Annotated in this window: 18 protein-coding genes; 8 read left to right on the forward strand and 10 right to left on the reverse strand. The window is 32.7% G+C overall.

Features of this window, described 5'->3' with window-relative positions:
* Positions 1–120 precede the first annotated feature (120 nt).
* The 4 genes from E9099_RS13385 (at position 121) to E9099_RS13400 (ending at position 5,596) form a co-directional block, all read left to right on the forward strand.
* Positions 121–1,689 (forward strand): hypothetical protein, encoded by a 1,569-nt coding sequence (locus E9099_RS13385; RefSeq protein ID WP_136584058.1) that lies wholly within the window; start codon positions 121–123, stop codon positions 1,687–1,689.
* A 79-nt stretch (positions 1,690–1,768) separates the two neighbouring features.
* The gene (locus E9099_RS13390) at positions 1,769–4,108 is read left to right on the forward strand and encodes an ATP-dependent helicase (protein WP_136584059.1); all 2,340 of its coding nucleotides are present in this window, start codon (positions 1,769–1,771) and stop codon (positions 4,106–4,108) included.
* A gap of 18 nt (positions 4,109–4,126) precedes the next feature.
* Complete coding sequence (locus tag E9099_RS13395) at positions 4,127–4,747, forward strand: L-threonylcarbamoyladenylate synthase (protein WP_101019286.1); 621 nt, start codon at positions 4,127–4,129, stop codon at positions 4,745–4,747.
* A gap of 501 nt (positions 4,748–5,248) precedes the next feature.
* Positions 5,249–5,596 carry a VOC family protein gene (locus tag E9099_RS13400; RefSeq protein ID WP_136584060.1) on the forward strand — a complete coding sequence of 116 codons (348 nt, stop codon included), beginning with the start codon at positions 5,249–5,251 and terminating at the stop codon, positions 5,594–5,596.
* Positions 5,597–5,765: 169 nt separating this feature from the next.
* On the opposite strand, the gene E9099_RS13405 is transcribed toward E9099_RS13400, so the two are convergent.
* From E9099_RS13405 to E9099_RS13415, 3 genes are all read right to left on the reverse strand, one after another.
* Entirely contained in the window at positions 5,766–6,623 is an 858-nt protein-coding gene (locus E9099_RS13405; RefSeq protein ID WP_136584061.1) for a flagellar motor protein MotB, read from the reverse strand.
* A gap of 92 nt (positions 6,624–6,715) precedes the next feature.
* A complete protein-coding gene (locus tag E9099_RS13410; RefSeq protein ID WP_136584062.1) occupies positions 6,716–7,702 on the reverse strand; it encodes a glycosyltransferase family 2 protein in 987 nt (328 codons plus the stop codon).
* 38 nt (positions 7,703–7,740) lie between these two features.
* Positions 7,741–8,193 (reverse strand): type I restriction enzyme HsdR N-terminal domain-containing protein, encoded by a 453-nt coding sequence (locus E9099_RS13415; RefSeq protein WP_101019274.1) that lies wholly within the window; start codon positions 8,191–8,193, stop codon positions 7,741–7,743.
* Positions 8,194–8,263: 70 nt separating this feature from the next.
* On the opposite strand from E9099_RS13415, the gene holA reads away from it, so the two are divergent.
* The 3 genes from holA to E9099_RS13430 all read left to right on the forward strand — a co-directional run bounded on the left by holA (position 8,264) and on the right by E9099_RS13430 (position 10,384).
* Entirely contained in the window at positions 8,264–9,268 is a 1,005-nt protein-coding gene (gene holA, locus E9099_RS13420) for a DNA polymerase III subunit delta (RefSeq protein ID WP_101019270.1), read from the forward strand.
* A gap of 25 nt (positions 9,269–9,293) precedes the next feature.
* Entirely contained in the window at positions 9,294–9,659 is a 366-nt protein-coding gene (locus tag E9099_RS13425; protein ID WP_136584063.1) for a cupin domain-containing protein, read from the forward strand.
* A 164-nt stretch (positions 9,660–9,823) separates the two neighbouring features.
* Positions 9,824–10,384 carry a type 1 glutamine amidotransferase domain-containing protein gene (locus tag E9099_RS13430; protein ID WP_136584064.1) on the forward strand — a complete coding sequence of 187 codons (561 nt, stop codon included), beginning with the start codon at positions 9,824–9,826 and terminating at the stop codon, positions 10,382–10,384.
* 91 nt (positions 10,385–10,475) lie between these two features.
* Here E9099_RS13430 and E9099_RS13435 read toward each other — a convergent pair whose 3' ends face one another.
* From E9099_RS13435 to uvrA, 7 genes are all read right to left on the reverse strand, one after another.
* Positions 10,476–10,946, reverse strand: coding sequence for a hypothetical protein (locus E9099_RS13435; RefSeq protein ID WP_136584065.1), 471 nt, complete (start codon positions 10,944–10,946; stop codon positions 10,476–10,478).
* 45 nt (positions 10,947–10,991) lie between these two features.
* A complete protein-coding gene (locus E9099_RS13440) occupies positions 10,992–11,255 on the reverse strand; it encodes a DUF202 domain-containing protein (RefSeq protein WP_136584066.1) in 264 nt (87 codons plus the stop codon).
* Between the two features lie 8 nt (positions 11,256–11,263).
* On the reverse strand, positions 11,264–14,020 hold the full coding sequence (locus E9099_RS13445; RefSeq protein ID WP_136584067.1) for a T9SS type B sorting domain-containing protein: 2,757 nt from the start codon (positions 14,018–14,020) through the stop codon (positions 11,264–11,266).
* Positions 14,021–14,101: 81 nt separating this feature from the next.
* Entirely contained in the window at positions 14,102–16,513 is a 2,412-nt protein-coding gene (locus E9099_RS13450; protein ID WP_136584068.1) for a thiamine pyrophosphate-dependent enzyme, read from the reverse strand.
* A 153-nt stretch (positions 16,514–16,666) separates the two neighbouring features.
* Positions 16,667–19,498, reverse strand: a complete 2,832-nt coding sequence (locus E9099_RS13455; RefSeq protein WP_136584069.1) for a M1 family metallopeptidase — start codon at positions 19,496–19,498, stop codon at positions 16,667–16,669.
* Positions 19,499–19,800: 302 nt separating this feature from the next.
* Positions 19,801–20,490, reverse strand: a complete 690-nt coding sequence (locus tag E9099_RS13460; RefSeq protein WP_101019252.1) for a TIGR00730 family Rossman fold protein — start codon at positions 20,488–20,490, stop codon at positions 19,801–19,803.
* 91 nt (positions 20,491–20,581) lie between these two features.
* Positions 20,582–23,413, reverse strand: coding sequence for an excinuclease ABC subunit UvrA (gene uvrA, locus E9099_RS13465; protein ID WP_136584070.1), 2,832 nt, complete (start codon positions 23,411–23,413; stop codon positions 20,582–20,584).
* A gap of 128 nt (positions 23,414–23,541) precedes the next feature.
* On the opposite strand from uvrA, the gene E9099_RS13470 reads away from it, so the two are divergent.
* The gene (locus tag E9099_RS13470; RefSeq protein ID WP_136584071.1) at positions 23,542–24,066 is read left to right on the forward strand and encodes a hypothetical protein; all 525 of its coding nucleotides are present in this window, start codon (positions 23,542–23,544) and stop codon (positions 24,064–24,066) included.
* Positions 24,067–24,121 lie beyond the last annotated feature (55 nt).

Consider the following 24,121-nt stretch of genomic DNA (forward strand, 5'->3'; position numbering starts at 1 on the left):
GGTCTTTTTGAAGCGTCAAATACTGCGGTTTAATTAATAAAGTAAAGAATCAAATGACGTGTTGATGTTAAGATATTTATAAAAAATTGTGATTAGAAATGTAAGTTTTATCTTTATAAGATGCGTGATAAAAGAAAAAAAATAGGGATTGAAATTGCTATCGTTTTGGTGCTTTTTATAGTTGGGGTGTTTATAACAAAAGCAATAGCGAAAAATAAATTAGAAGATTATGTTTCTAATTTGCCTGAGCATATCTCTTTCCAATATGATAATTCAGATATTAGTATCCTTTCGGGAAGTGTTACTATAAAAAATCCATCTTTAAGTCTTAAAGGTCAAACGACGGGAAAGGTTAATACAGTAATTACAATGTCATCTTTTGCTATTGAAGGGTTTAGTTACTGGAATTATATGGTTAATAATAATTTAGCAATTGATGCTATTCATTTTAGTGACCCAAAAATTAAGTATTATCACAATACAAAAGGTAATACAGAGGCAGAAGGACAATCTATATTTGATAATTTAAAACACCCTTTGACAGTGGATCAGATAAGACTGGATAATGCCTTTTTGGAGATGTATAATACTCAGAATGATTCGCTTGTAGCTAAAGCGCAAAAAGTAGATTTTTTGATGACGGACTTTCAAGTGAATACAAGTAACAAAGCTAATGCCCCTTTTCAGTTTAATAAATCGTCTGTAGTTATTGATAGTTTATACTACCAAGCTAATGACTTTGAAAATATAACGTTAGCACATGTAGCAATAGACAATAATAAAATGGTGCTTTCGGGGTTTAAATTGAAGACTAAATATTCAAAAGAAGTTTTATCCAAGGTTATAATTGCAGAGCGAGATCATTTCAATTTAAGTATTCCTAAAATAGAAATTGAGAACCAAAAAATTGAGTTTCAGAATAAAAAGCCAATAGGATTTACTTCGGGTAAAGTGGTTGTGAATAACCCTGATTTCAATATTTATAGAGATAAACTGGTCGCTGATGATTTTACGAGTAAAAGTATGTACAGTAAATCCTTACGAGATCTTGGTTTTAAACTTCAGGTTGAGGTTGTTAAAATAAACAACGGTACTGTTACTTATCAGGAAAAAGTAAAAGCAGATAATGCTGCAGGACAATTAACGTTCTCTAATTTTAATGCTGCTTTAAGTAACGTTAATAATAGCATGTTGGACGTAAATAAGACTACAATAGATATCGATTGTGTTTTTATGAAAAACACACCACTTAATATAAATTGGTCTTTTGATGTTACAGATAAGACAGATCAATTTGTTTTTAAAGCTGATTTGGGAGCTCTAAAAGCAGAAGATTTGAATCAATTTATGACACCTAATCTAAATTTAAAATTGGAAGGAGATTTAGTCCAAACATATTTTACAATAGATGGAAATGCAATAACTTCAAAAGTTAATCTAAAAACAAAGTATACTCAATTTGATATCATCTTACTTAAGGATAATGGGAAAGAAAAAAATAAATTACTATCTGGATTGATTAATCTTTTTGTGTCTAAAAATAGTAAGGATCAGTTGGATAACTTTAGAAATAGTGATACTAAAAGTGTGACGAGGGATCAAACAAAGTCTGTTTTTAATTTTGTTTGGAAAAATGCTCAAGCGGGTTTAATCTCTGCTATGGCAGGAGATGGTACAAAAGATGAGTAATTGTTTATAATTATTAACAAATACAAGGGGTTAAAACGGTTACATTAACTATTTTTGTAACCTTAAAAAAACAAGCAATTTGGAAAAGTATCTAAGTCAGTTAAACGAAGCACAGTACGAGCCTACCGTTCAAGTAGATGGACCTATGATTATTATCGCAGGTGCAGGATCGGGTAAAACACGTGTACTTACCTACAGGATAGCCTATTTAATGAGCAAAGGTATTGACTCATTTAATATTTTAGCCTTAACCTTTACCAATAAGGCGGCTAAGGAAATGAAAGGCAGAATTGCGGAAATAGTTGGTGCTAGTGAGGCTAAAAACTTATGGATGGGAACATTTCACTCTGTTTTTGCTAAAATTCTTCGTTTTGAAGGACATCATTTAGGCTACCCAAGTAATTTTACGATTTATGATACCCAAGATTCTCAGAAATTGATGGGATCTATCATAAAAGAAATGGGCTTAGACAAGGATTTGTATAAAACGAAACAAGTTTATAGCCGAATTTCATCTTACAAAAACAGTTTGATTACTGTTAAGGCTTATTTTAATAATCCAGAATTGATGGAGGCTGATGTAATGTCTAGACGTCCAAAAATGGGCGAGATATATCAAGCTTATGTAGAGCGCTGCTTTAAAGCTGGAGCCATGGATTTTGATGATCTGCTGTTAAGAACTAATGAGTTATTAACTAGATTTCCTCAGGTTTTAGCACAATATCAAGATAAGTTTAGATACATTTTGGTGGATGAGTACCAAGATACAAACCATAGTCAGTATTTAATCGTTCGTGCATTAGCAGACCGTTTTCAAAATATATGTGTCGTAGGTGATGATGCACAAAGTATTTATGCCTTTAGAGGGGCAAACATCAGTAATATCTTAAATTTCCAAAAGGATTATGACGATGTTAAAATGTACCGTTTAGAGCAAAACTACCGTTCGACAAAAAATATTGTTGGTGCAGCAAACTCGGTGATAGAGCATAACCAAACAAAATTGGATAAGATTGTTTGGACAGCAAATGTGGAAGGACCAAAAGTACAAGTACACCGTAGTTTAACAGATGGTGATGAAGGTCGTTTTGTTGCAAGTGCCATTTGGGAAACAAAAATGACAGATCACGTGCCTAACAGTGATTTTGCTATTTTATATCGTACCAATTCGCAATCTCGTGCAATGGAAGAAGCGTTGCGTAAAAGAAGTATTCCCTATCGTATTTATGGCGGACTGTCTTTTTATCAAAGAAAAGAAATAAAAGATGTGACCGCGTATTTACGTCTGATTTTAAATTCTTCTGATGAGGAAGCTTTAAAACGTGTTATTAATTATCCAGGTCGTGGTATTGGTCAAACAACTATTGATCGTTTAATGGTTGCCGCTAATGAAAGTGGTAAAACTATTTTTGGTTTATTAGAAAATATAGACACCGTAGACATAAATATAAATGCAGGAACTAAAAATAAGCTTAGAGATTTTGTAACGCTTATTAAAAGTTATCAAGTAATGAATCAAACAGCGAATGCTTTTGATTTAGCAGAATATGTGACTAAAACGAGTGGATTAATTAAAGAGTTTAATAAAGATGGTACGCCTGAAGGTGTAACGCGTTTGGAGAATGTCGAAGAATTATTAAACGGTATTAAAGATTTTGTTGAAGGTCAATTAGAAATCGCTGATTCAAAAGATGATTTAGCCGAGTTTTTAGAAGATGTAGCCTTAGCAACAGATTTAGATGGTGATAAAGGAGATCCTGATCACGTGGCGTTAATGACTATTCACTCGTCTAAAGGATTAGAGTTTAGTAATGTTTTTGTCGTAGGATTAGAAGAAGATTTGTTTCCAAGTGCCATGAGTATGAATACGCGTAGCGAACTAGAAGAAGAGCGTCGTTTGTTTTACGTGGCATTAACCAGAGCAGAGAAAAAAGCATATTTAACCTATGCATTGTCTCGTTACCGTTGGGGAAAATTAGTAGATTCTGAGCCTAGTCGTTTTATTGAAGAAATAGACGACCAGTTTTTAGATATCATTACTCCAATAGAAGAGAGACGTATTAATCCAATGTTATCAGCAGATATTTTTGGAGATACACCACCAAATAAAATTAGATTTAAAAAAGCAGTACAACCTAAATTACAAAAGAAATTGGCAAAAAAGAAAGAACCGGTAAACTTCGAAATCAGTGTACCAAAAAAATTAAAAAAAGCTTCAGAAGTAGTCCCATCAGTAGAGGCTAACTTAATTGAAGGAGAATTAGCAGTAGGTAATAGAGTAAAACACTTAAAATTTGGTAGAGGAGATGTACTTAGCATAGAAGGCAAAGGTGCAGACGTTAAGGCAGAAATTAATTTTGAGTTTGGTGGTAAAAAGAAACTATTATTACGTTTTGCGAAACTGCAGCTTATAGGATAACATTTTAAAACACTAATTATGGCTGAATTTATTAAGATTTACGAAGAAAACCCTAATCCTAAAGAGATTAAAAAGGTTGTAAATATCCTAAAAAAAGGAGGCCTTATTATTTACCCAACAGATACGGTTTATGGTTTAGGCTGTGATATCACTAACTCTAAAGCATTAGAGCGTATCGCAAGAATAAAGGGAGTTAAGCTTGAAAAAGCTAACTTCTCTTTTATTTGTCATGATCTAAGTAATTTATCAGATTATGTTAAGCAAATTGACAGTACTACATTTAAAATATTAAAAAGAGCATTACCTGGACCATATACTTTTATTTTGCCAGGCTCGAAAACATTACCAGCAGCTTTTAAAAAGAAAAAAGAAGTGGGTATCCGTGTGCCTAATAATGCTATTGCTTTAGAAATAGTTAAAGCATTAGGTAACCCGATTGTATCGACATCTATTAGAGATGAAGATACCATTTTAGAATACACTACAGATCCAGAGTTAATACTAGAAAAATGGGGCAATCTTGTCGATTTAGTTATTGATGGCGGTTACGGAGATAATCAAGGATCAACCATTATAGATTTATCGGGTGATGAACCTGAGGTTATTAGAGAAGGAAAAGGGAGTTTAGAAATTTTTTAAATTAAATTAAAGTGAATATACAAGAAATTGATAGCTATGTTAAAACTTTAATAATAGCTTCTATTTCTTTTTTTGTGGTTTATATACTTTGTATTTGTCTTTATTTTCAAGTCCCTTTTATTCAAGAAATAATACTTTTCTTATTATTAATACATGCTTTTTCTTTACTATTTATTCATGATGAATTAGCAATTAATAAGGTTTACCTTATAAGTGTAATAAATGCATTAATAGTCTTTCTATTAGTTGTTGTAACGGGGAATTCACTAAAAATAGATTTAAATAAATGGGTATTATGTGTCTCGATGTTGCCTTTTCTGTTTCTAGTATTTTATAAAGTATTAAATATGTGTTACTCAATTCTTTTTAAAACGAGCCCTCTTTTAAATAGTATAAAAGCAGGTTTAGATAAACATTATTTTTACTTTTTATGCTTACTATACGTACCAATAATTATATCATATGCGCTATATGATGTGGTGAAATTAAATTTGTTTTAAAATGAAACCAACCAACAACCATATTAATTATGTCGAGTTTAAAGCTCATGATTTGGAAGCTATAAAAACCTTTTATACTAAAGTCTTTGGATGGCAATTTACAGATTATGGAGAGCGCTACATTGCATTTGAAGGAAGTGGGATTTCTGGTGGCTTTGAGAAAACGGAACAACCAATAAGTAATGGTGCTTTAATCGTTATCTATCACGATAATTTAATAGCCGCTAAGGCTAAAATACTTGAATTAGGAGGAACGTTAAGCGTGGCTATCTTTTCGTTTCCTGGTGGTCGTCGATTTCAATTTTTGGATCCTTCAGGTAATGAGTTGTCTGTTTGGTGTCACGAGTGATACGCCTTGTATAAGGCGATAGTTATTTTATTCTTGTATTTATAGAGGGGTGCTATGTTTTCTGTGGTGTCCTCGGGGGAATTATAATCGTGTAGTCTAATTTTTAAAATGAGATGTAAAAAAAGCCCAACCTTTCGGTTGAGCTTTTCTGTTTGATATAAAAGAAAACTTATTCTTTAGATAAACTTTTCATTTCTGTTTCAATCATTTCGTAGAATTGATCAATCTTTGGTAAGATATAAATCTTAGTTCTTCTGTTAATTGCTCTGTTTGTAGGAGAGTCATTAGCCACTAAAGGTAAATGATCACCACGTCCTGCTGCAATTAATTGTTTAGGATCAACACCTAAGTCTTGTAATGCTCTAACAATAGCTGTACTACGTTTAACACTTAAGTCCCAGTTGTCTACTAAAACACCACCTTTGTTGTAAGGTACGTTGTCTGTATGACCTTCTACCATTGCTTCAAAGTCAGGCTTTCCATTAATTACTGTAGCAACTTTTCCTAAGATTTCGTTTGCTCTAGATGAAATGAAGTAGCTTCCACTTTTGAATAATAATTTATCAGATAAAGAGATAAATACAACGCTTTTTTCAACATTGATTTCGATATCTGGATCATTTAATCCAACTTCTTTTTTAAGACTTGTTACTAACGCTAATGTTACACTATCTTTTTTAGTTAACGCGTCTTGTAATCTTGTAATTCTTAAGTCTTTTTCTTTTAAACTTTCTAAAGATTTCTCAACGTTTTTAGCACCTTGCGCCGTTAACATGGTCATGTCTTTAGTACTTTCAATTAAAGCAAGGTTATTTGCTTTCATATCTGATAAACGTGCTTGTAGTTCTTTAAGACGTGCTGCAGATGCTGCTTCGTCAGATAAACATGAATTCAGTTTAACAGTTGCTGTGTTTAATAAATCCTGTGTTTCTTGTTGTTTTGCTTCTAATGCAGCAAATTCTTTTTTAGATACACATGAGCTTAATAATAAAAGTGCACTTGCACTTAGTAAAAGGATTTTTTTCATAATTGTTGAATGATAAATTAAATTTATACTCGCCAAAAGTATAAATAATTAAAATGTTAAAATACGGTTTAACAAAATTTTTGCTAAAAGGATTATAATTGATTAAAATTACGCTTTTTATCAACAAAATAAGACCATACAACCGACTTTTTTGTAAAATAGTTTGCTTTGTGCGGACTTTGTTTTCTTGCTTTTAAAAGCGAATTTAGATGCTTGTAGAACGATAAATGTGCTTTTAGTATTGCCAAAATATGTTTAAATTTTAAACTAAATAAAAACTTTGTAGCAGCAACACCGTCTAAGACTAATCTGGTTAAAATTAATGACAGTAAATTGCCGTCTGCATTTTTAGTTATCGTAAATAAACTATTCCTAAAATTAAGATATGTTTTTCTGGGACTTCCTGCATTTAAGGTAGCACCACCAACATGATATACGGTAGACTCGCCAATGTATTTTGTATTATAACCATAATTAAAGGCACGCCAACATAAATCAATCTCTTCCATATGTGCAAAAAAAGTGTCATCAAAACCATGTAATGCTCTAAAAGTAGATTTTCTTATAAAGAAACAAGCCCCCGACGCCCAAAAAATGGAAGCATTAGGATATTGATTAGTGTCTTCTTCTATAGTATCAAAAAGACGCCCTCTGCAATAAGGATAACCATATTTATCTATAAAGCCACCAGCAGCTCCGGCGTATTCAAACTTGGTTTTATCTTTGTAATCTAAAATTTTTGGTTGAATAATAGCGGTTTCATTGTCTGTATTAAAAGTATCAAGTATCGGTGTTAACCAGTTAGGCGTGACCTCTATATCGCTATTTAATAGACAGTAAATATCCTCGTCCACGTAACGTAGCGCATCATTATAACCTTTGGCATAACCACCATTTTCTTTATTTTGAATGATTTTGATGTCTGGGTAATTCGCTTTTAAAAAGGGTACAGAATCATCTGTAGACGCATTATCCGCGACATAAATTGTAGCACCTTTAGAATACGTGACTACTGATGGTAAAAATTGCTCAAGCAATGCTTTTCCGTTCCAATTTAATATGACTACTGCTATGTTCAAAAAAGAGGTGTTTATGGATTTGTTATTTAGTGTTTTACTTATTGTTGTGCGTTATATTCTGGTATGTCTTGTAAAAAATGATACTTTTCTGCGTCAAAGTCCATGTTACAATAATAATGATTAATACCATTGGTAACCATTAAATACGTCGCGTTTAAAGCTAAATTATAACGTGCTATTTGGTCAAATGTGTTTTGTTTTATTTCTATTTTAGGCGCTTTACACTCTACTATTAAATGGATACTTCCGTCTGTATTAAAGACAACAATGTCATAACGTTTTTTTAAATCGTTGACTTTTAGTTCTTTTTCGACGTTAATTAAAGAGATAGGGTACTTCTTAATCGTTATTAAATAATGTACACAGTGTTGCCTTACCCATTCTTCGGGTTGTAAGACCATAAATCTTTTACGTATAACATCAAAAATAGATACTTTATTTTCGTTATTTTTGAATCGAAACTCAAACTTTGGAAAGTTTAACTCTTGCATTAATTAGTATTCAGTTTTTTTTCAAAGTTAAACTTCAAAAGTCAAAAACCAAATTTTTAAATTTTTTCCTTTGGACGAAGTCAAACAGTTAGTCACTGATATAAAAAATAAGAACCTTAAACCTATCTATTTATTAATGGGTGAGGAGGCCTATTATATTGATAAAATTTCTGATTACATAGAAAAAACCGTCTTAACGGAGGAAGAACGTGGTTTTAACCAAATGGTGTTGTACGGTCGGGATGTAACAGTAGAAGATATTGTTAGTAATGCTAAGCGTTACCCGATGATGGCAGAACGCCAGGTCGTTATTGTAAAAGAAGCACAGGATTTAGCGAGAACAATAGACCAATTAGTGGCTTATGCTAAAAATCCACAACCGACAACGGTTTTGGTTATTTGTTATAAATATAAAAAGGTAGATAAACGTAAAGCGGTTTATAAAGAGATTAAAAAATCAGGTTACGTTTATGAAAGTAAAAAACTGTACGAAAACCAAGTGCCAGATTGGATTAGTCGCGTATTATCACCAAAAGGGTATTCGATTACACCAAAAGCCTCACAAATGTTGGTGGAGTTTTTAGGTACAGATTTAAGTAAATTAAGTAACGAGTTAGATAAGTTGCAAATAGTCTTGCCTAGAGACACGCAAATAACTCCGGATCATATTGAAGAAAATATAGGAATAAGTAAAGATTACAATAATTTTGAGTTGCGTAAAGCCATTGGATCAAAAAATATGGCACAAGCGTTTAAAATTGTGCATTATTTTGCAGAGAATCCTAAAGATAACCCGATGGTTTTAACCGTGTCGTTATTATTTAGTTTTTTCTCTCAATTGTTACATTTACATGGGATGTCAGATAAAAACCCTCGTGCAGTAGCATCTGCCTTGAGAGTTAATCCCTATTTTGTAAACGAATACCTTGAAGCAGCACGCCACTATCCTATGCGTAAAGTTAGTCAAGTTATTGGGACGTTACGCGAGTTTGATGGTAAAAGCAAAGGGGTAGACAGTAATGCTGTACCTCAAGGTGATTTACTTAAAGAAATGTTGGTCAAAATTATGTACTAGTTTTTATTAATCTACTTATCACAAGATGAAACCATATTATATAATCGTATTCCTGTTTTTGTTTTCTGCTTGTAAAACAGTGCAAACGCTTCCTGATCCGTTAGAAGCCGGTTGGGAGGGAAAAAAGGTTTGCGAAGTATTACACGAAACGAAAAAGCAACGTGTTTTAAAGTGTACATTTCCACCAAATGTGGGGCACCAAAAGCATTATCATAAACCACATTTTGGCTACACTTTGGCGGGAAGCACGTTTCAAATTACGGATGCAAAAGGGACGCGTACTATTCCTGTAGCAACGGGAGTAACCTGGTCTAAAGATGAAATTAGCGAACATGAAGTCTTAAATGTTGGCGATAGTACTTCTGTATATTTAATTATTGAGCCTAAATAGTTAAATCTTTTAACGTTATTATTCTGTATTTAACACTTTCATAACAGCCTTTAACAAAAGCTATTAAATCAAAGTTAAACCCGTTCTGTAATGCTATAGACGCTGGTGTTTTTAGTACTTTAGATGTGAATCGAAGTCATAATAAATAAAACCAAAACAGAACAATGGAAAACTTAGAGAGAAAGAAAGTTGCGATTTTGGCAACCAATGGATTTGAAGAAAGTGAATTAAAACAACCCATGCAAGCTTTAAAAGAAGCAGGCGCAGACGTGCACATCGTCTCAGAACAATCAGGGCAAATTAAAGGCTGGGAAGACGGTAACTGGAGCAATAGTTACACTGTAGACAAAACCTTAGATCAAGTATTACAAGACGATTATAATGCGTTAGTATTACCAGGAGGCGTTATTAATCCAGATAAATTAAGGCGTAATCCAGATGCGATACGTTTCATTAAATCATTCTTCGTTAACAAGAAACCGGTAGCCGCAATTTGTCACGCGCCATGGTTATTGGCAGAAGCAGATGTTTTACAAGGGCGCAAAGCAACGTCGTTTAACTCGATAAAAAGAGATTTAGTAAATGCGGGAGCAAAATGGGAGGATAGTGAAGTTGTTGTAGATGAAGGTTTAGTGACTAGCCGTAATCCTGATGATTTACCAGCATTTAATAAAAAGCTAATCGAAGAGATTTACGAAGGAAAGCATAACATGCAAACGGCATAAACACTATAAATATATAATTAAAAAGCCAACCGGTTAGGTTGGCTTTTTTGTTTTTAGTAATTGATTATATATATTGTTATCGAATAGGAGTTTACATATCCTCCAACTCTAAATTATAATCATACTGCAAGTCTTCGTGTAATGCTAATATTTTTTTTGTAATAGCTTCAATATTGCGATCATACAAATTGGTTAACGTTGTATTTCTAGAAATGGAGGGTTTCATCGTTCTAAGCTTTTTGCAGAAATAAAGTAGTAGTTCGACTTCTGTTTCTTTATTAAGCGAATATCTGATGTGTTTTTTAGTGTTTCTTAAAATCTTACGGACACTTTTCTTGATGTAAAAAAAGCTATCAGTATTTATTAGTTCAAATTGTTCGTCAATTTCAGCTTTAACCGTTTCTATATAACCAGCTTCGCTATCGGCTTCAAAAAGTAAATAGGTGAGTAGTTCTTTGTTTTCTTTTTTAAACCTGGATAGACGCAAGCACAGCTCTGCCAACTCTTCATTGGTTTTATGCTTTAACTCTTTACGTATGGTAACTACAGATACTGCTTTCATTACAAATTATTTTTTATTTCCGCGTAAGCGAAACCAAATTCAAAATTAAACTTTATAATGTTTTTTAATAGTACGTTTAACCTTAAATAATCTAAAGATACCAATAATTAAAATGATTGGTGCTATGCCAATTAGTGTCATACCGTAGTTTTTAAGATCAGCAAAAAGGTCTAGCTTTAAAATAGTTATTCCTGTTCCTAAAATAACTAAAAAGGTTCTGAAATAAGCTAAAAAGGTACGCTCGTTAGCAAGCTTAGTCCGTTCTATAGCTAGCCAATCTCTAGTGGTTAGGTCAGTGTCGTTTTTCATTTAAAAAATTATAGTCTTAAAGTAAAATGACCTTTATAGGTTGTGCCTTCTGGTAATTGTAGGCTATACCAATAATCACTTTGTGGTAATGTTTTTTTATTGTATTTACCATCCCAACCTACTGATGTTAAAGGATTGAAAGTAGATAGTAGTTTACCAAAACGATCGTAAATAAATATCTGAAGGTTAGGGTAAGTGTTTTGATCTAAGCCTATTATATTCCAAAAGTCATGAGTGTTATCATTATTTGGGGTAAAGTATTTAGGGAAACCGATGACTTTTATGATGCTAGATATCATTTCACAATGATTAATATCTCTAACATAAACAGTATGTGTCCCAGGTGTTAAGTTATTAAACACATTGGAGGACTGAAAACTTCCTAGCTCATTGTCCATAGCAAATTCAAAATTATCATGAGCAGTAGTCAATATAATAGTAGCTGTATAATCGGCAATAGTTATAGATTCAATTTCTGGCAAAGGGATTTGTCTAACTACAATATCTATCGTTTTTTCACAATTTAAAATAGGGTCGGATATAGTGACACTATAAGTCCCTGCTTGATTAATTTCTATGCTATTTGTTGTTTGATTCGTGCTCCATGTAGTATTATGGTTATTAGCTAGTGTTGAGTTTAAACCTGAATCTATGGTTAGTGGCAAGTCTGATAGGCAGATGTCAAAATTTTGATTATCTAAAACAGGGAAGTCATTTAAAATAAGGTCTACTTTACCATTACCATAACAGACATTATCATTAGTGATGCCTACAATAAGCGTAGCGTTGCCAGAGGTGTGATTATCAGCTAAACTATTTAAATTATTAGATGCATCATTTTGATTAAGATAAAAGTTAACAATAGTTATTCCATTTAAAGCTAAGGTATTTATAATATCATTTCTAACATTTTCTAAATTAAAAATAGCATCACCGTTATTGTCAGGATCACAAGTTTCTATTTGATAAACCCCAACATCTATAGATTGTGTTGTGTTTAACCTAATGTGAGCAATGTTATAACAATCGCTATTAGGCTTAGTAACTTTTGCAACTAAAACCTCTTGGTTGTATTGATTTGTATAAATGGGGTTTATTGCTGACGTGTTATATTCGTCATTATTTGCATCTTCTATCGTATGGTAATAGAATACCTGAAAATTTTCTGATGGATTTATTACTAGTTCACTATTCGCATTATTTAAATTAAACGAAGTTATGCCATCTGTTGGATCGGCATCAAATGAGTCGCATGCAATTAAATCATAAGGAGTTTGAATAACTTCCGGTGCTTCAGAAATATTTATTTGTCTTATTAAAGGAGCATAATCAACGCCATTAAGCGACATTGTTAAACTTACGGTATAAAAACCTGGTTGTGTATAATTATGATAAGCATCGGGTTGATTAGAGGTTGTTCCATCTCCAAAATCCCATAAAGCACTATCATACGGGTCTTCTGAAGTTATAAAAAAATGTGTATTATCAGTAACACAAATATTTTCATAATTAAAAGAAAACTTAAAAATTGATTGAATAAAAGGAGGTAAGCCAATTTGAGCTCTTTTTCCTTGAAGGTAAAAAGTGTTATGTGAATAATTACAACTAGGACCCAAATCATTGGGATTGTTTATAACAGACAAATGAGAGCCTTGACCAAATAAGATATAACCTGCACGATAAATTTTTCCGTCAATAGCTAATTGTAAAGCGCCTGCCACATTTTGAGAGGTATTTATAAATAGTTTTGAAGAAGCAATATCATTAGCTTCTGTATTATACTGTATTAAGCTACTATTTACAAAAGTATTACTAATACTAAACACTGTTGCTGTAACATATAGTAATTTTGAATCAGGGGAAAACTCTACACCATAAGGGTAAGAGTTGTCTAAAATGAGTCGTTCATTAGTGACTTGTCCAGTTGTGTTGTTGAAGTCATATAGTAGTACCCGACCGGATTTTTTTAATCCAGTATCAGCTGTTCCTAAATTAACAGAACTATGGGCTATTGCGATTTGCTTTCCATCAGGAGATACTTTTAAATATCCAATAGCCGTAATGTTGGAGCCTTCTTGATTAAATCTAGGAAAAACGTTTTGGGGGACTGTAGAGGTTAAAGGAGTTTCAATAACACCGTTTGCGGTAACCTGAAAAGCGAAAAATTTATTTATAAATTGAGTAATTACCCAGACATCAACACCATTACTATGTGTTACTGCAGTTAGTTTTTCTGAGTTTTTATATTCGTTTTGTAAGGCGTTATTTGTATCGTAGGTTATTAAATGATTGTTTTTATTAGTTGAAACAACGTCACCTAATCCATTGTTTAATTGCATATCTACTTCTGAGTAATTCAGACCTTCGATGGGGTCGTCAGGAGAAAGAAAATAGTTGGGTTTATCTGTCGTGAAAATATAATAGGAAGTATTTGATCCTGGTTTTGGAATAATAATAGCAGACTCTGTACTAGAACTATCACCCATTAAATCAATTCCGTTGGGCATTATATTATGGGTTTTATCCCAAACGGTTTTACCATCTGTATAGAATAGTAAATTCCCATTAGGATCAGAGATTGTAGCACACCCTTCCATCGTAGCTAAGGCACCATCAATTAACGCAACGGGATTACCAGAATTGAACGTTAAACCTGCAAAATTACCAAAATACCAGTTTGCAGATTCGCCTTGAGCTTGAGTATATAAACTGAAAAATAAAAATAATATAGTGAGGACTTTTGATATTGATGAATAGCGTTTCATTAAATTAAAAGTTATAATTAAATTAAAGATATAAAAAAAGCACTTATAATTATAAGTGCTTTCATATAGTTTGTAAAATAATTATCTCAATTTAGGAAAATTACTAGGATTTGCTTCATGCATTACAGCATAAATAGCTTCAAAGACATCTTCTGTAGATGGTTTAGAGAAGTAATCTCCATCAGTACCATAAGCCGGTCTGTGTTGCTTAGCTGCCAGTGTTTTTGGCTGACTGTCTAGATATTTAAAAGCGTCTTGTTTATTTAATATTTCGTCTAAAATATAAGCAGAAGCACCTCCTGGTACATCTTCGTCTATCACCATTAAACGGTTTGTTTTTTGAACACTTTTAACAATGTCATGATTAAGGTCAAAAGGTAATAAGGATTGTACATCAATAATCTCTGCATCAATACCAACTTCAGCTAACTCTATGGCTGCTTGTTGTACAATTCTTAATGTTGACCCATAAGATACTAAAGTAATATCGGCACCTTCTTTAACTGTTTCGACCACACCAATTGGTGTTTTAAATTCTCCAATATTAGTCGGCAGTTGTTCTTTTAATCTATAACCATTTAAACATTCTACGACTAAAGCAGGCTCGTCACTTTTTAATAACGTGTTGTAAAAACCAGCAGCTTTAGTCATGTTTCTTGGTACTAAAACATGTATTCCTCGTACTAAATTTAAAACCCCTCCCATTTGAGAACCTGAATGCCAAATACCTTCCAATCTGTGACCACGAGTACGGATTATTAATGGTGCCTTTTGACGGCCTTTTGTTCTGTAACGTAAAGTTGCTAAATCATCACTTATAATTTGAAGGGCATACATGATATAATCTAAATATTGGATTTCAGCAATTGGGCGTAAACCACGCATTGCCATACCAATACCTTGACCTAAAATAGTCGCTTCTCTAATACCAACATCAGAGACACGTAATTCTCCATATTTGTCTTGTAAACCTTCTAAACCTTGATTAACATCACCAATCTTTCCTGCATCTTCTCCAAAAATTAAAGTTTCAGGGTATTTGTTAAATATATGGTCGAAGTTTTCTCTTAAAACCACACGAGCATCAACTTCTTCAGTAGCTTGGTCATATGTTGGTTTAACTTCTTTGATATGAATAGCTGCTGTTTTGCTTTCATTATATAAGTCTGAACTATATAAAGGTTGCACTTTAGCAAAAAAGCTATCAATCCAATCTATTAATTGCTGTTTTTCGGTTGTGTTTTCAGCAATAATATAACGTAAAGCGCGTCTTGCAGCTGACGCAGAATCTTTTCTACTTGGCTCAGTCGTTTCAGCTAAATCATTTGCTAGTTTTTCTATAAATACTTTATTGGGACTAGAATTAGCAACTGTTTTTAACAGTGTTGTTAATTCTGCTCTTTCCGATAAAGCCGGTTTTAAGTAACTAGTCCATGCTAATTTTTTAGCATCTCTAACGTCTTTTTTAATGTTTTTTTCAATAGTCAATAACTCTTCGTCAGTTGCGATATTATTTTCTATTAACCACTCACGCATTTTGACGTTACAGTCGTTTTTTGCTTCCCAGTTTAAACGGTCTTTATCTTTGTAACGCTCGTGTGACCCTGAAGTAGAGTGACCTTGAGGTTGTGTTAATTCGTTAACATGTATTAAAACAGGAACGTGCTCTTCTCTTGCTATTTTTGCAGCTTCTTCATAGGTTGCCATTAAGTTCGCATAATCCCAACCTTTAACACGTAAAATTTCGTAACCTTTACTTGTTTTATCACGTTGAAATCCTTTAAGGATTTCAGATATATTTTCTTTTGTAGTTTGATGTCTTGCGTGTACAGAGATACCATAGTCGTCATCCCAAACACTTATAACCATAGGGACTTGTAAAACACCTGCAGCATTTATGGTTTCAAAAAATAAACCTTCACTTGTACTTGCATTACCAATAGTACCCCAAGCGACTTCATTTCCTTCAACAGAAAAGTTAGTCGTATCAATACCTTTTACGTTTCTATAAATTTTAGAAGCTTGTGCTAAGCCTAAAAGTCTAGGCATTTGTCCTGCAGTAGGAGAGATGTCTGCACTTGAATTTTTTTGTTTGGTAAGGTTTTTCCAATTACCATTAGCATCTAAACTATGTGTTGCAAAGTGACCACCCATTTGGCGACCTGCAGACATAGGCTCTTCAGCTAAATCTGTATTAGCGTATAATCCTGAGAAAAACTGCTGAATAGTTAATTCTCCAATAGCCATCATAAACGTTTGGTCACGATAATAACCAGATCTAAAGTCTCCGTTTTTAAAAGCTTTAGCCATTGCTAATTGTGGCACTTCTTTACCATCTCCAAAAATCCCAAACTTAGCCTTTCCGGTTAACACCTCTCGACGTCCTAATAAACTACACTCACGACTGGTAACAGCAATGTGATAGTCATTTAGTACTTCAGTTTTAAAATCTTCAAAAGACAAGTCTTTTTTGGTGTTAGCTTTTGTTTGCATAGGTAAGGAATTATTTGAAACAAATTTAATCATAATTTGTGAGTTTCACAAGAGCTAAAAAGCTTAAAAAAATGTGAATAATTCAAAATAAGCTCGAATTCCTCCTTTAATCTGTAATTTATTTATGCAAAATTTAAAAAAGTTAAGAATTTACTAATACCAACGACGGGTAAATAAGCCTAAAAGTGTTTTAGGCGAGAGGGTTACGATAAACCTGATTTTTTCATCGTAATTAGGTTGTCCAATTTCCCAACCTAAGTTAGAGTATAAGGGGAAATAGAGTTCAAAATAATCTTCGACTAAGTTTAGTCTAATACCAGAGTCATACACAAATTCTGGACTAAAGGTTTTATTTTTTATAACTCCAGCATCACCATATAGCATGATGTACCTCCAAAGTGTTGCACTTGTATTAACGGTGGTCATCCATTGATTAGCAAAAGGGTGCGTTAACTTGGACTTAAAACCACCATCAGCAATAATAAGTTGTTGGCTTAAAAGTCCTGTTTGCTCGCTTCGACCTAAGTAATTATAATCAAATAAATAATCTGTTGGACGGTCTAAAGCAAAACTAAAAAAGTCTGAATCTTGATAGCTATTATTGTAGAGGAATAAACCAGAGAATACTCTGACATTAAATTGCTTATTATTTTTATTTAAGTTCCTGAACTTTAATGTGGCAGATACTTTACCAAAGTCCTTAGCTAGTTGTAAATCTGTAAAAACAGAAGCATGCTCTTTTAAATTATTATCTATAACTCCAAATTTAGCATTAAAAACAGAGTACTTAGGTTCTCCGGTCGTTTCAAATTCGCCTGTAGGATCAATTTCTCTATTAATATTGACATATCTAAAAGATAGGTATTTACGTTTATTGTCTCTTAGGTTTTTATGGTCTCTAAAATTGAAATCAATGAATGGTTTAAAAGAGGTGTAGGCTAGGTTAGGAGCGTAATTATAATAATTACCAGAGAGCCCATATTTAGTTCTGTAATTATCAGAACCCTCCGGTCTCGCATTGTAAATTAAGGAAGCACTTCCAACCACTTGTTTACTTTTAAAACCAAATTTGGGACTTATTTGGTATAAAAGACGTTTGCTTAATAGTGTTTTATTATACAATTTTATACCAGGCGATAAGCCATCGTAGAAGTTGTATTCAAATTCGGGCATAAAAAATACCTGATTGTAATTGGGGTCTTCAATGTCTTTAAAAAATCTAAATTGAAGTGGTTTGTTAGTGGAGAAAAAACCATCTAATTTTTTATAGTTATTACGTTGGTTAAATTCGGGTATGGTATAATCGTAATTTAACGCTAACTGATCAACGTTTGTGTTAGCAATTGTAACTTTTTTAGTGCCATTAAAGCCATTAATCCATTGTTTAGAGGTAATGCTATCATTCTCTAAAGTAAATAAAGAAATGGGCATAGCGTTGTTTCTTATGTTTTTAAGAGTGATGGTAATGGAGTCTTCTGTTTTTTTAACACGTTTGATTTTAAAATCTATTTTTTTATTAGTCGCAACATAATCATCAAAAAACCAATTAAGGTCTTTATCTGTTTTAGAGGTTATTAGAGATTTGAAATCTTTAGGTGTGGTTCTTTTTAACTTCGTTTGTTTAATAAAATCACTTAGTGTTTGATCTACTATATTATCTCCAACAAAATCATTTAAATAGTTTAAACCGATAGCTGCCTTATATTTATTAGAAATATTTTTATTGAATTTTAATAAAGAATCCTTAGCCATACCGATTGGTTGATCAATATTTGTACGTGCCATGTGCATGTATAAAAAAGGATATTGATCGTTAAATTTTAAATCGGAAGCATGAAAAGCTCTAACGCCCCAAACATCAGCAAGCTTTCCTAAAATCTTTTGGTCAGGATAAAAATCTTCCACGTATTTTCTTAAATAATATATTTGAATACCATCTAATAACCATTGTTCTTCACGCGGATTTATTAAAAGGGTATTTTCTAAATATACTTTTAATGTAGTTTTTAATAATTTTAATTCATATTGAAAGGTGTCTTCAAAGGGTCTAATAAAATCAGGTAATAGATTAAGGCCGTAAATAGGATCTTTTTTATAGTCAATCCAAGTTAGTAAAATCTTTTTATGAGGATAGTCCCCCAGGTTAGTGGTTATAAACTGTGCAATTTTGTCTGATAATATGGCCACTTTGGTTGGATCCAGATCTTCATCATCTATATTAGATTGGATATTAAAAAAGTCTGTTTCAACTGTATTGTAGTCGTTTGTTTTAACTAATGAGAACTTGGTACTTATTCGATTTTCACCTTTAAATTGAGTTGAAGTGAGACTGTCAATTGTTTTATGTTCAATTAAATCTAAATCGGATATCGGGGTGTAATTACTAGGGTAAGTTATTTTTAAGTCAATATTGGCTGGTTCGACAAAGAGATCCTCTAAATCTTTATTGCTGTAATAGTGCCATGTGCCATCAAACACAGCGGGTGTAATGTACCAAAAGCGTAAATTATACTCATCATTACCGGTGACACCATATCTTGTAAATTTATTATTCGGAATTTTAACAATATAGTTTAAAGTTAAATCATAAGACTCATTTGGAGCAAGTGGTGTGCTTAAAGCCACTTTTAAGACGTCGGGATGGGCTTTTAAGCGTTGATAAAATACGTCTTGATTAGAGTCTTGTATACTAGTAACGACTGTAAATCCTCTATCTTCATTAGCAGCAAATAGAAAAGTGGCTTTAAATTCGTCTGCAAAGCGTTCTGCTAGTGGTGTTGTTTTAGAAGAGTAACTATGGCTCCAGTCATTTAGGTAAATAGTATCTAAAGGGGTGTTGCTTTTATTTTGGTATCGTATATTTTGGGTGATTGCAATACTATGTTTGTCAGTGTCAAAAAGCGCGTTAATATCAATACTATTTTGGCTTAAAGCCGAAATACTACCAAATAAGAATAATAAAAAAAAAGAATAGTTTATTTTCAATTGAATTTTATAATCTTTAGTGATTTAACGTTGAAATATGTATTCGAAATTTAAGGTATTCCTTTAATAAATACGAAATATCTATGTTAATAGTTTTTTCTTTGCAATAATATTTATAGAAGTATTAATTAACGTCTTGAAAACGTGAATATTGTGTGTGTTGAAACTAAAATAACTAACTCCTTGTTTTACTAGTTTTAGAACTAGAAAGGGCAACTTGTTATAAAATAACTTTTAAGATGTCCTTTAAAAGACATCTTAAAAGTTTGGAATCTATAGTAATGATACTATAATTTATAACTTTAAAAATTAGGACTTAAGCCATAATCTTTGTAGAAATTATCTAAAATAGTAACAACTTCTTCTGACGTATCTACTAAATGTATTAAGTCTAGATCTTTTTCGCTAATATTTGAGAATTTCCCTAATAACGTTGATTTTACCCAATCCATTAATCCAGCCCAGAAATCTGTACCAACTAATATAATAGGAAACTTTTCAATCTTGTTAGTTTGTATTAAAGTAATCGCTTCAAATAATTCGTCCAATGTTCCAAATCCTCCTGGCATAACCACAAATCCTTGAGAGTATTTTACAAACATTACTTTTCTAACAAAAAAGTAATCAAAATTGATGCTTTTATCAGAATCGATATATGGATTGTCATGTTGTTCAAATGGTAATTCTATATTTAATCCAACAGATGTACCACCAGCTAAATGCGCTCCTTTATTACCAGCTTCCATAATACCAGGTCCACCTCCAGTAATAACACCGTAACCTGCATTGACTATTTTTGCTGCGACATCTTCTGCTAATTTGTAATACTTGTTATCAGGTTTGGTACGTGCCGAGCCAAAAATTGAAACCGATGGTCCAATAGCACTCATTTTTTCAAATCCATTAACAAACTCTCCCATGATTTTAAAAATCGCCCAAGAATCGTTTGTTTTTTTCTCATTCCAACCTTTTGGATGTTTTTCTTCTGTCATATTCTGTATTTATTTAGGCGTATTGCCTTTGTATTTTGGTTATTTTATTTTTTAATGTTTGTGTTTAATAGTAATTTTATAATTATGTAGGTTACATAAGTTCTTTTTTCAAAAACTTAGCAGTGTAACTTTTTTTATGTTTTGCAACGTGTTCAGGTGTACCTTCTACAATCACTTTTCCACCACCTTTTCCGCCTTCGTAGCCAATATCAATAATATGGTCTACGGTTTTAATAACGTCAAGATTATGCTCTATAATTAAAACGGTATTGCCTTTATTGGCTAATTCATTTAAAACAATCATTAACACTCTAATATCCTCAAAGTGAAGTCCTGTTGTTGGTTCGTCTAAAATGTAAAACGTATTTCCGGTGTCACGTTTACTTAATTCTGTTGCCAGTTTTATACGTTGTGCTTCTCCACCAGACAGCGTTGTACTTTGTTGTCCCAAGGTAATATAACCTAAACCAACATCTTTAATCGTTTTTAACTTTCTGTAAATTTTAGGAATGTTTTCAAAAAAATCAACCCCATCATTAATGGTCATGTTTAAAACATCACTAATGCTTTTTCCTTTATATCTAATTTCTAATGTTTCACGATTAAAACGTTTCCCTTGACAAGTTTCACATTCTACATATACATCAGGTAGAAAATTCATTTCAATAACACGTAAACCGCCACCTTTACAAGTTTCGCAACGCCCACCTTTAACATTAAAACTAAATCGTCCAGGTTTATAGCCACGGATCATAGCTTCTGGTATTTTGGCAAATAAACTACGGATTTCGTCAAAGGTTTTGGTGTAGGTCGCAGGATTACTTCTTGGCGTACGACCAATTGGTGATTGGTTAATATCAATAACTTTATCGATATGTTCTAAACCTTTTATGCTTTTGTACGGCATTGGTTTTTTAACACCGTTAAAATAATACGCATTTAAAATCGGGTAGAGGGTTTCGTTAATTAAAGTCGATTTACCACTACCAGAAACACCTGTTACCCCAATCATTTTTCCTAATGGAAACTTAACGGATACATTTTTTAAGTTATTTCCTGTACAGCCTTTTAGCTCTAGAAAGAGCCCATTACCTTCACGACGCTTTTCAGGAATCTCTATTTTTAGTTTTCCATTAAGGTAATTAGCGGTTAGCGTACTTTCTTTAAGTAATTGTTTAGGCGTGCCTTGGCTAATAATTTCTCCACCATGTTTACCTGCTCTAGGGCCGATATCTATTACATGATCGGCACGTTCTATCATATCTTTATCATGCTCTACGACGATAACGGAGTTTCCTATATCACGTAAGGAAACTAGACTATTGATTAGTTTTTCGTTATCACGTTGGTGTAAACCGATACTGGGTTCGTCTAAAATATAAAGCACACCAACAAGTTGTGATCCAATTTGTGTGGCTAATCTAATACGTTGTGCTTCACCACCGGATAAGGATTTAGAACTTCGGTTTACCGATAAATAATCTAAACCAACATCTAATAAAAATTGAAGTCTAGCACTAATTTCTTTTATAATTTCTTCCGCAATTTTAAATTGCTTCTTAGTTAAATGTTTTGGTAAGTCTTTAAACCAAACCGCTAAGTCACTAATGTCTTTATTTGCTAATTCAGCAATGTTTTGCCCATTAACTTTAAAGTATAAAGATTCTTTTTTTAGTCTGGCACCTTCACAAACGGGACATTCCACCTTGTCCATGTAATCTTTCGCCCACCGTTTAAGAGTGGTTGATTCTGCATTTTCATATTGATTTTCAATAAAATTGGCAACACCTTCAAAGTCAATTTTATAATCTCTAGTAATACCTAATGTTTTACTTTCTACAGAAAATTTTTCATTTCCTCCAAACATAATAATTTGTTTGGCTTCCTTCGGGATAGATTTATAAGGATCACTTAGTTTAAAATTATAACGTTCTGCAATGGTTTCAAATTGTTTGAAAATCCAACTCTTTTTTTCAGGACCATGAGGGGCTAAAGCACCTGCTTTTATGGATAAAGAATCATCAGGAATAATCTTGGTCTCATTGACCATATATAAGGTTCCGATACCATTACAATTATCGCAAGCCCCTTTTGGCGAGTTAAACGAAAAATTGTTAGGTTCTGGATTTGGGTAAGAAATACCCGAACTTGGACACATTAAACTACGACTAAAATAACGCGCTTCTTGGGTGTCTTGATCGATAACCATTAGTACATCATCTCCATGATACATGGCCGTATTAATACTTTCGGTTAAACGCTTATCATTATCAACATCATCGTCAATTTTTAAACGATCAATAACAATTTCGATATCATGATTTTTATAACGATCCAGTTTCATGCCTTTAACTAAATCTTTAATCTCTCCATCGGTACGTACTTTTACAAAGCCTTGTTTGGCTATTTGCTCAAATAATTCGCGATAATGCCCTTTTCTAGAACGGACTACCGGCGCTAAAATATTAATACGTTTGCCTTTATAACTTTCAGAAATTAATTGTTTGATTTGGTCGTCACTATAACTCACCATTTTTTCGCCAGTGTTAAAACTATAGGCATCACTACCTCTAGCATATAATAAACGTAAAAAGTCATAAATTTCGGTAATGGTACCAACCGTAGATCGTGGCGATTTACTCGTTGTTTTTTGCTCGATAGCAATGACAGGCGATAAACCATCAATTTTATCAACATCTGGACGTTCTAGGCCTCCTAAAAATTGTCTGGCATAAGCAGAAAACGTTTCGATGTAACGACGTTGTCCTTCCGCATAAATCGTATCAAATGCTAAAGACGACTTACCACTACCTGAGAGACCAGTAATAACGACTAGTTTTTCACGAGGAATGGTGACATCTATATTTTTAAGGTTATGCGCTCTAGCACCTTTAACCTCTATGTTTTCTTCAAAATTAGCCATAGCATTTGTAAATTTTATCTGTAAATAGACAAAGTAGCAAAGATACGCTTTTTGTAATTCTTTTTAAAGTGTGGTTAGTTAGGATTTTCTTAATAATTATTACTTTTGAAATTATAAAATCAGTAATTATGGAAATATTAGGAGTAGGTTCTAGAATTAATCACCCTGAACACGGGAAAGGAGTCGTTACTAACGTCGATAGTAAACAATATTGGGTTACTTTTATTGAAAATGGTTTAGAAATCATTGCATTAGATGATACCTTTGAAATTATAGAAGCTTCAGAAAACGAAGTCGATACCGTTAGTTTTTTTGATATTGAAAGTAGTTTAGTCCAGATATTGAAAAAATATAGCGATGTCTCGGAAATTGTGCCGATTGGCGACAAATGGAGAGGTGGACTATTAGAATTGAAGCCTGCTGATGGAAACTTGAAAAGTAAAGAGATAAAAATTGAAGACTTTTTTAAGAAAATAACTATGGTTAGAGACCGTTTGCGAGTGATGGAACAAAAAGTGAATTCTAGTAATCTTGAGGAACAAGAAAAAATAGAATTACAACAATATATTACTCGTATTTACGGAAGTTTGACCACATTTAATGTCTTGTTTAAATCTAAAGAACAACAGTTTGTAGGACAGAAGGGGAAGTAGTTTTTATAATACAAAAGGCAAAAGGCAAAAGGCAAAAGGCAAAAGGCAAAAGGTG

The sequence above is a fragment of the Psychroserpens sp. NJDZ02 genome, assembly GCF_004843725.1.
Taxonomy (GTDB): domain Bacteria; phylum Bacteroidota; class Bacteroidia; order Flavobacteriales; family Flavobacteriaceae; genus Olleya.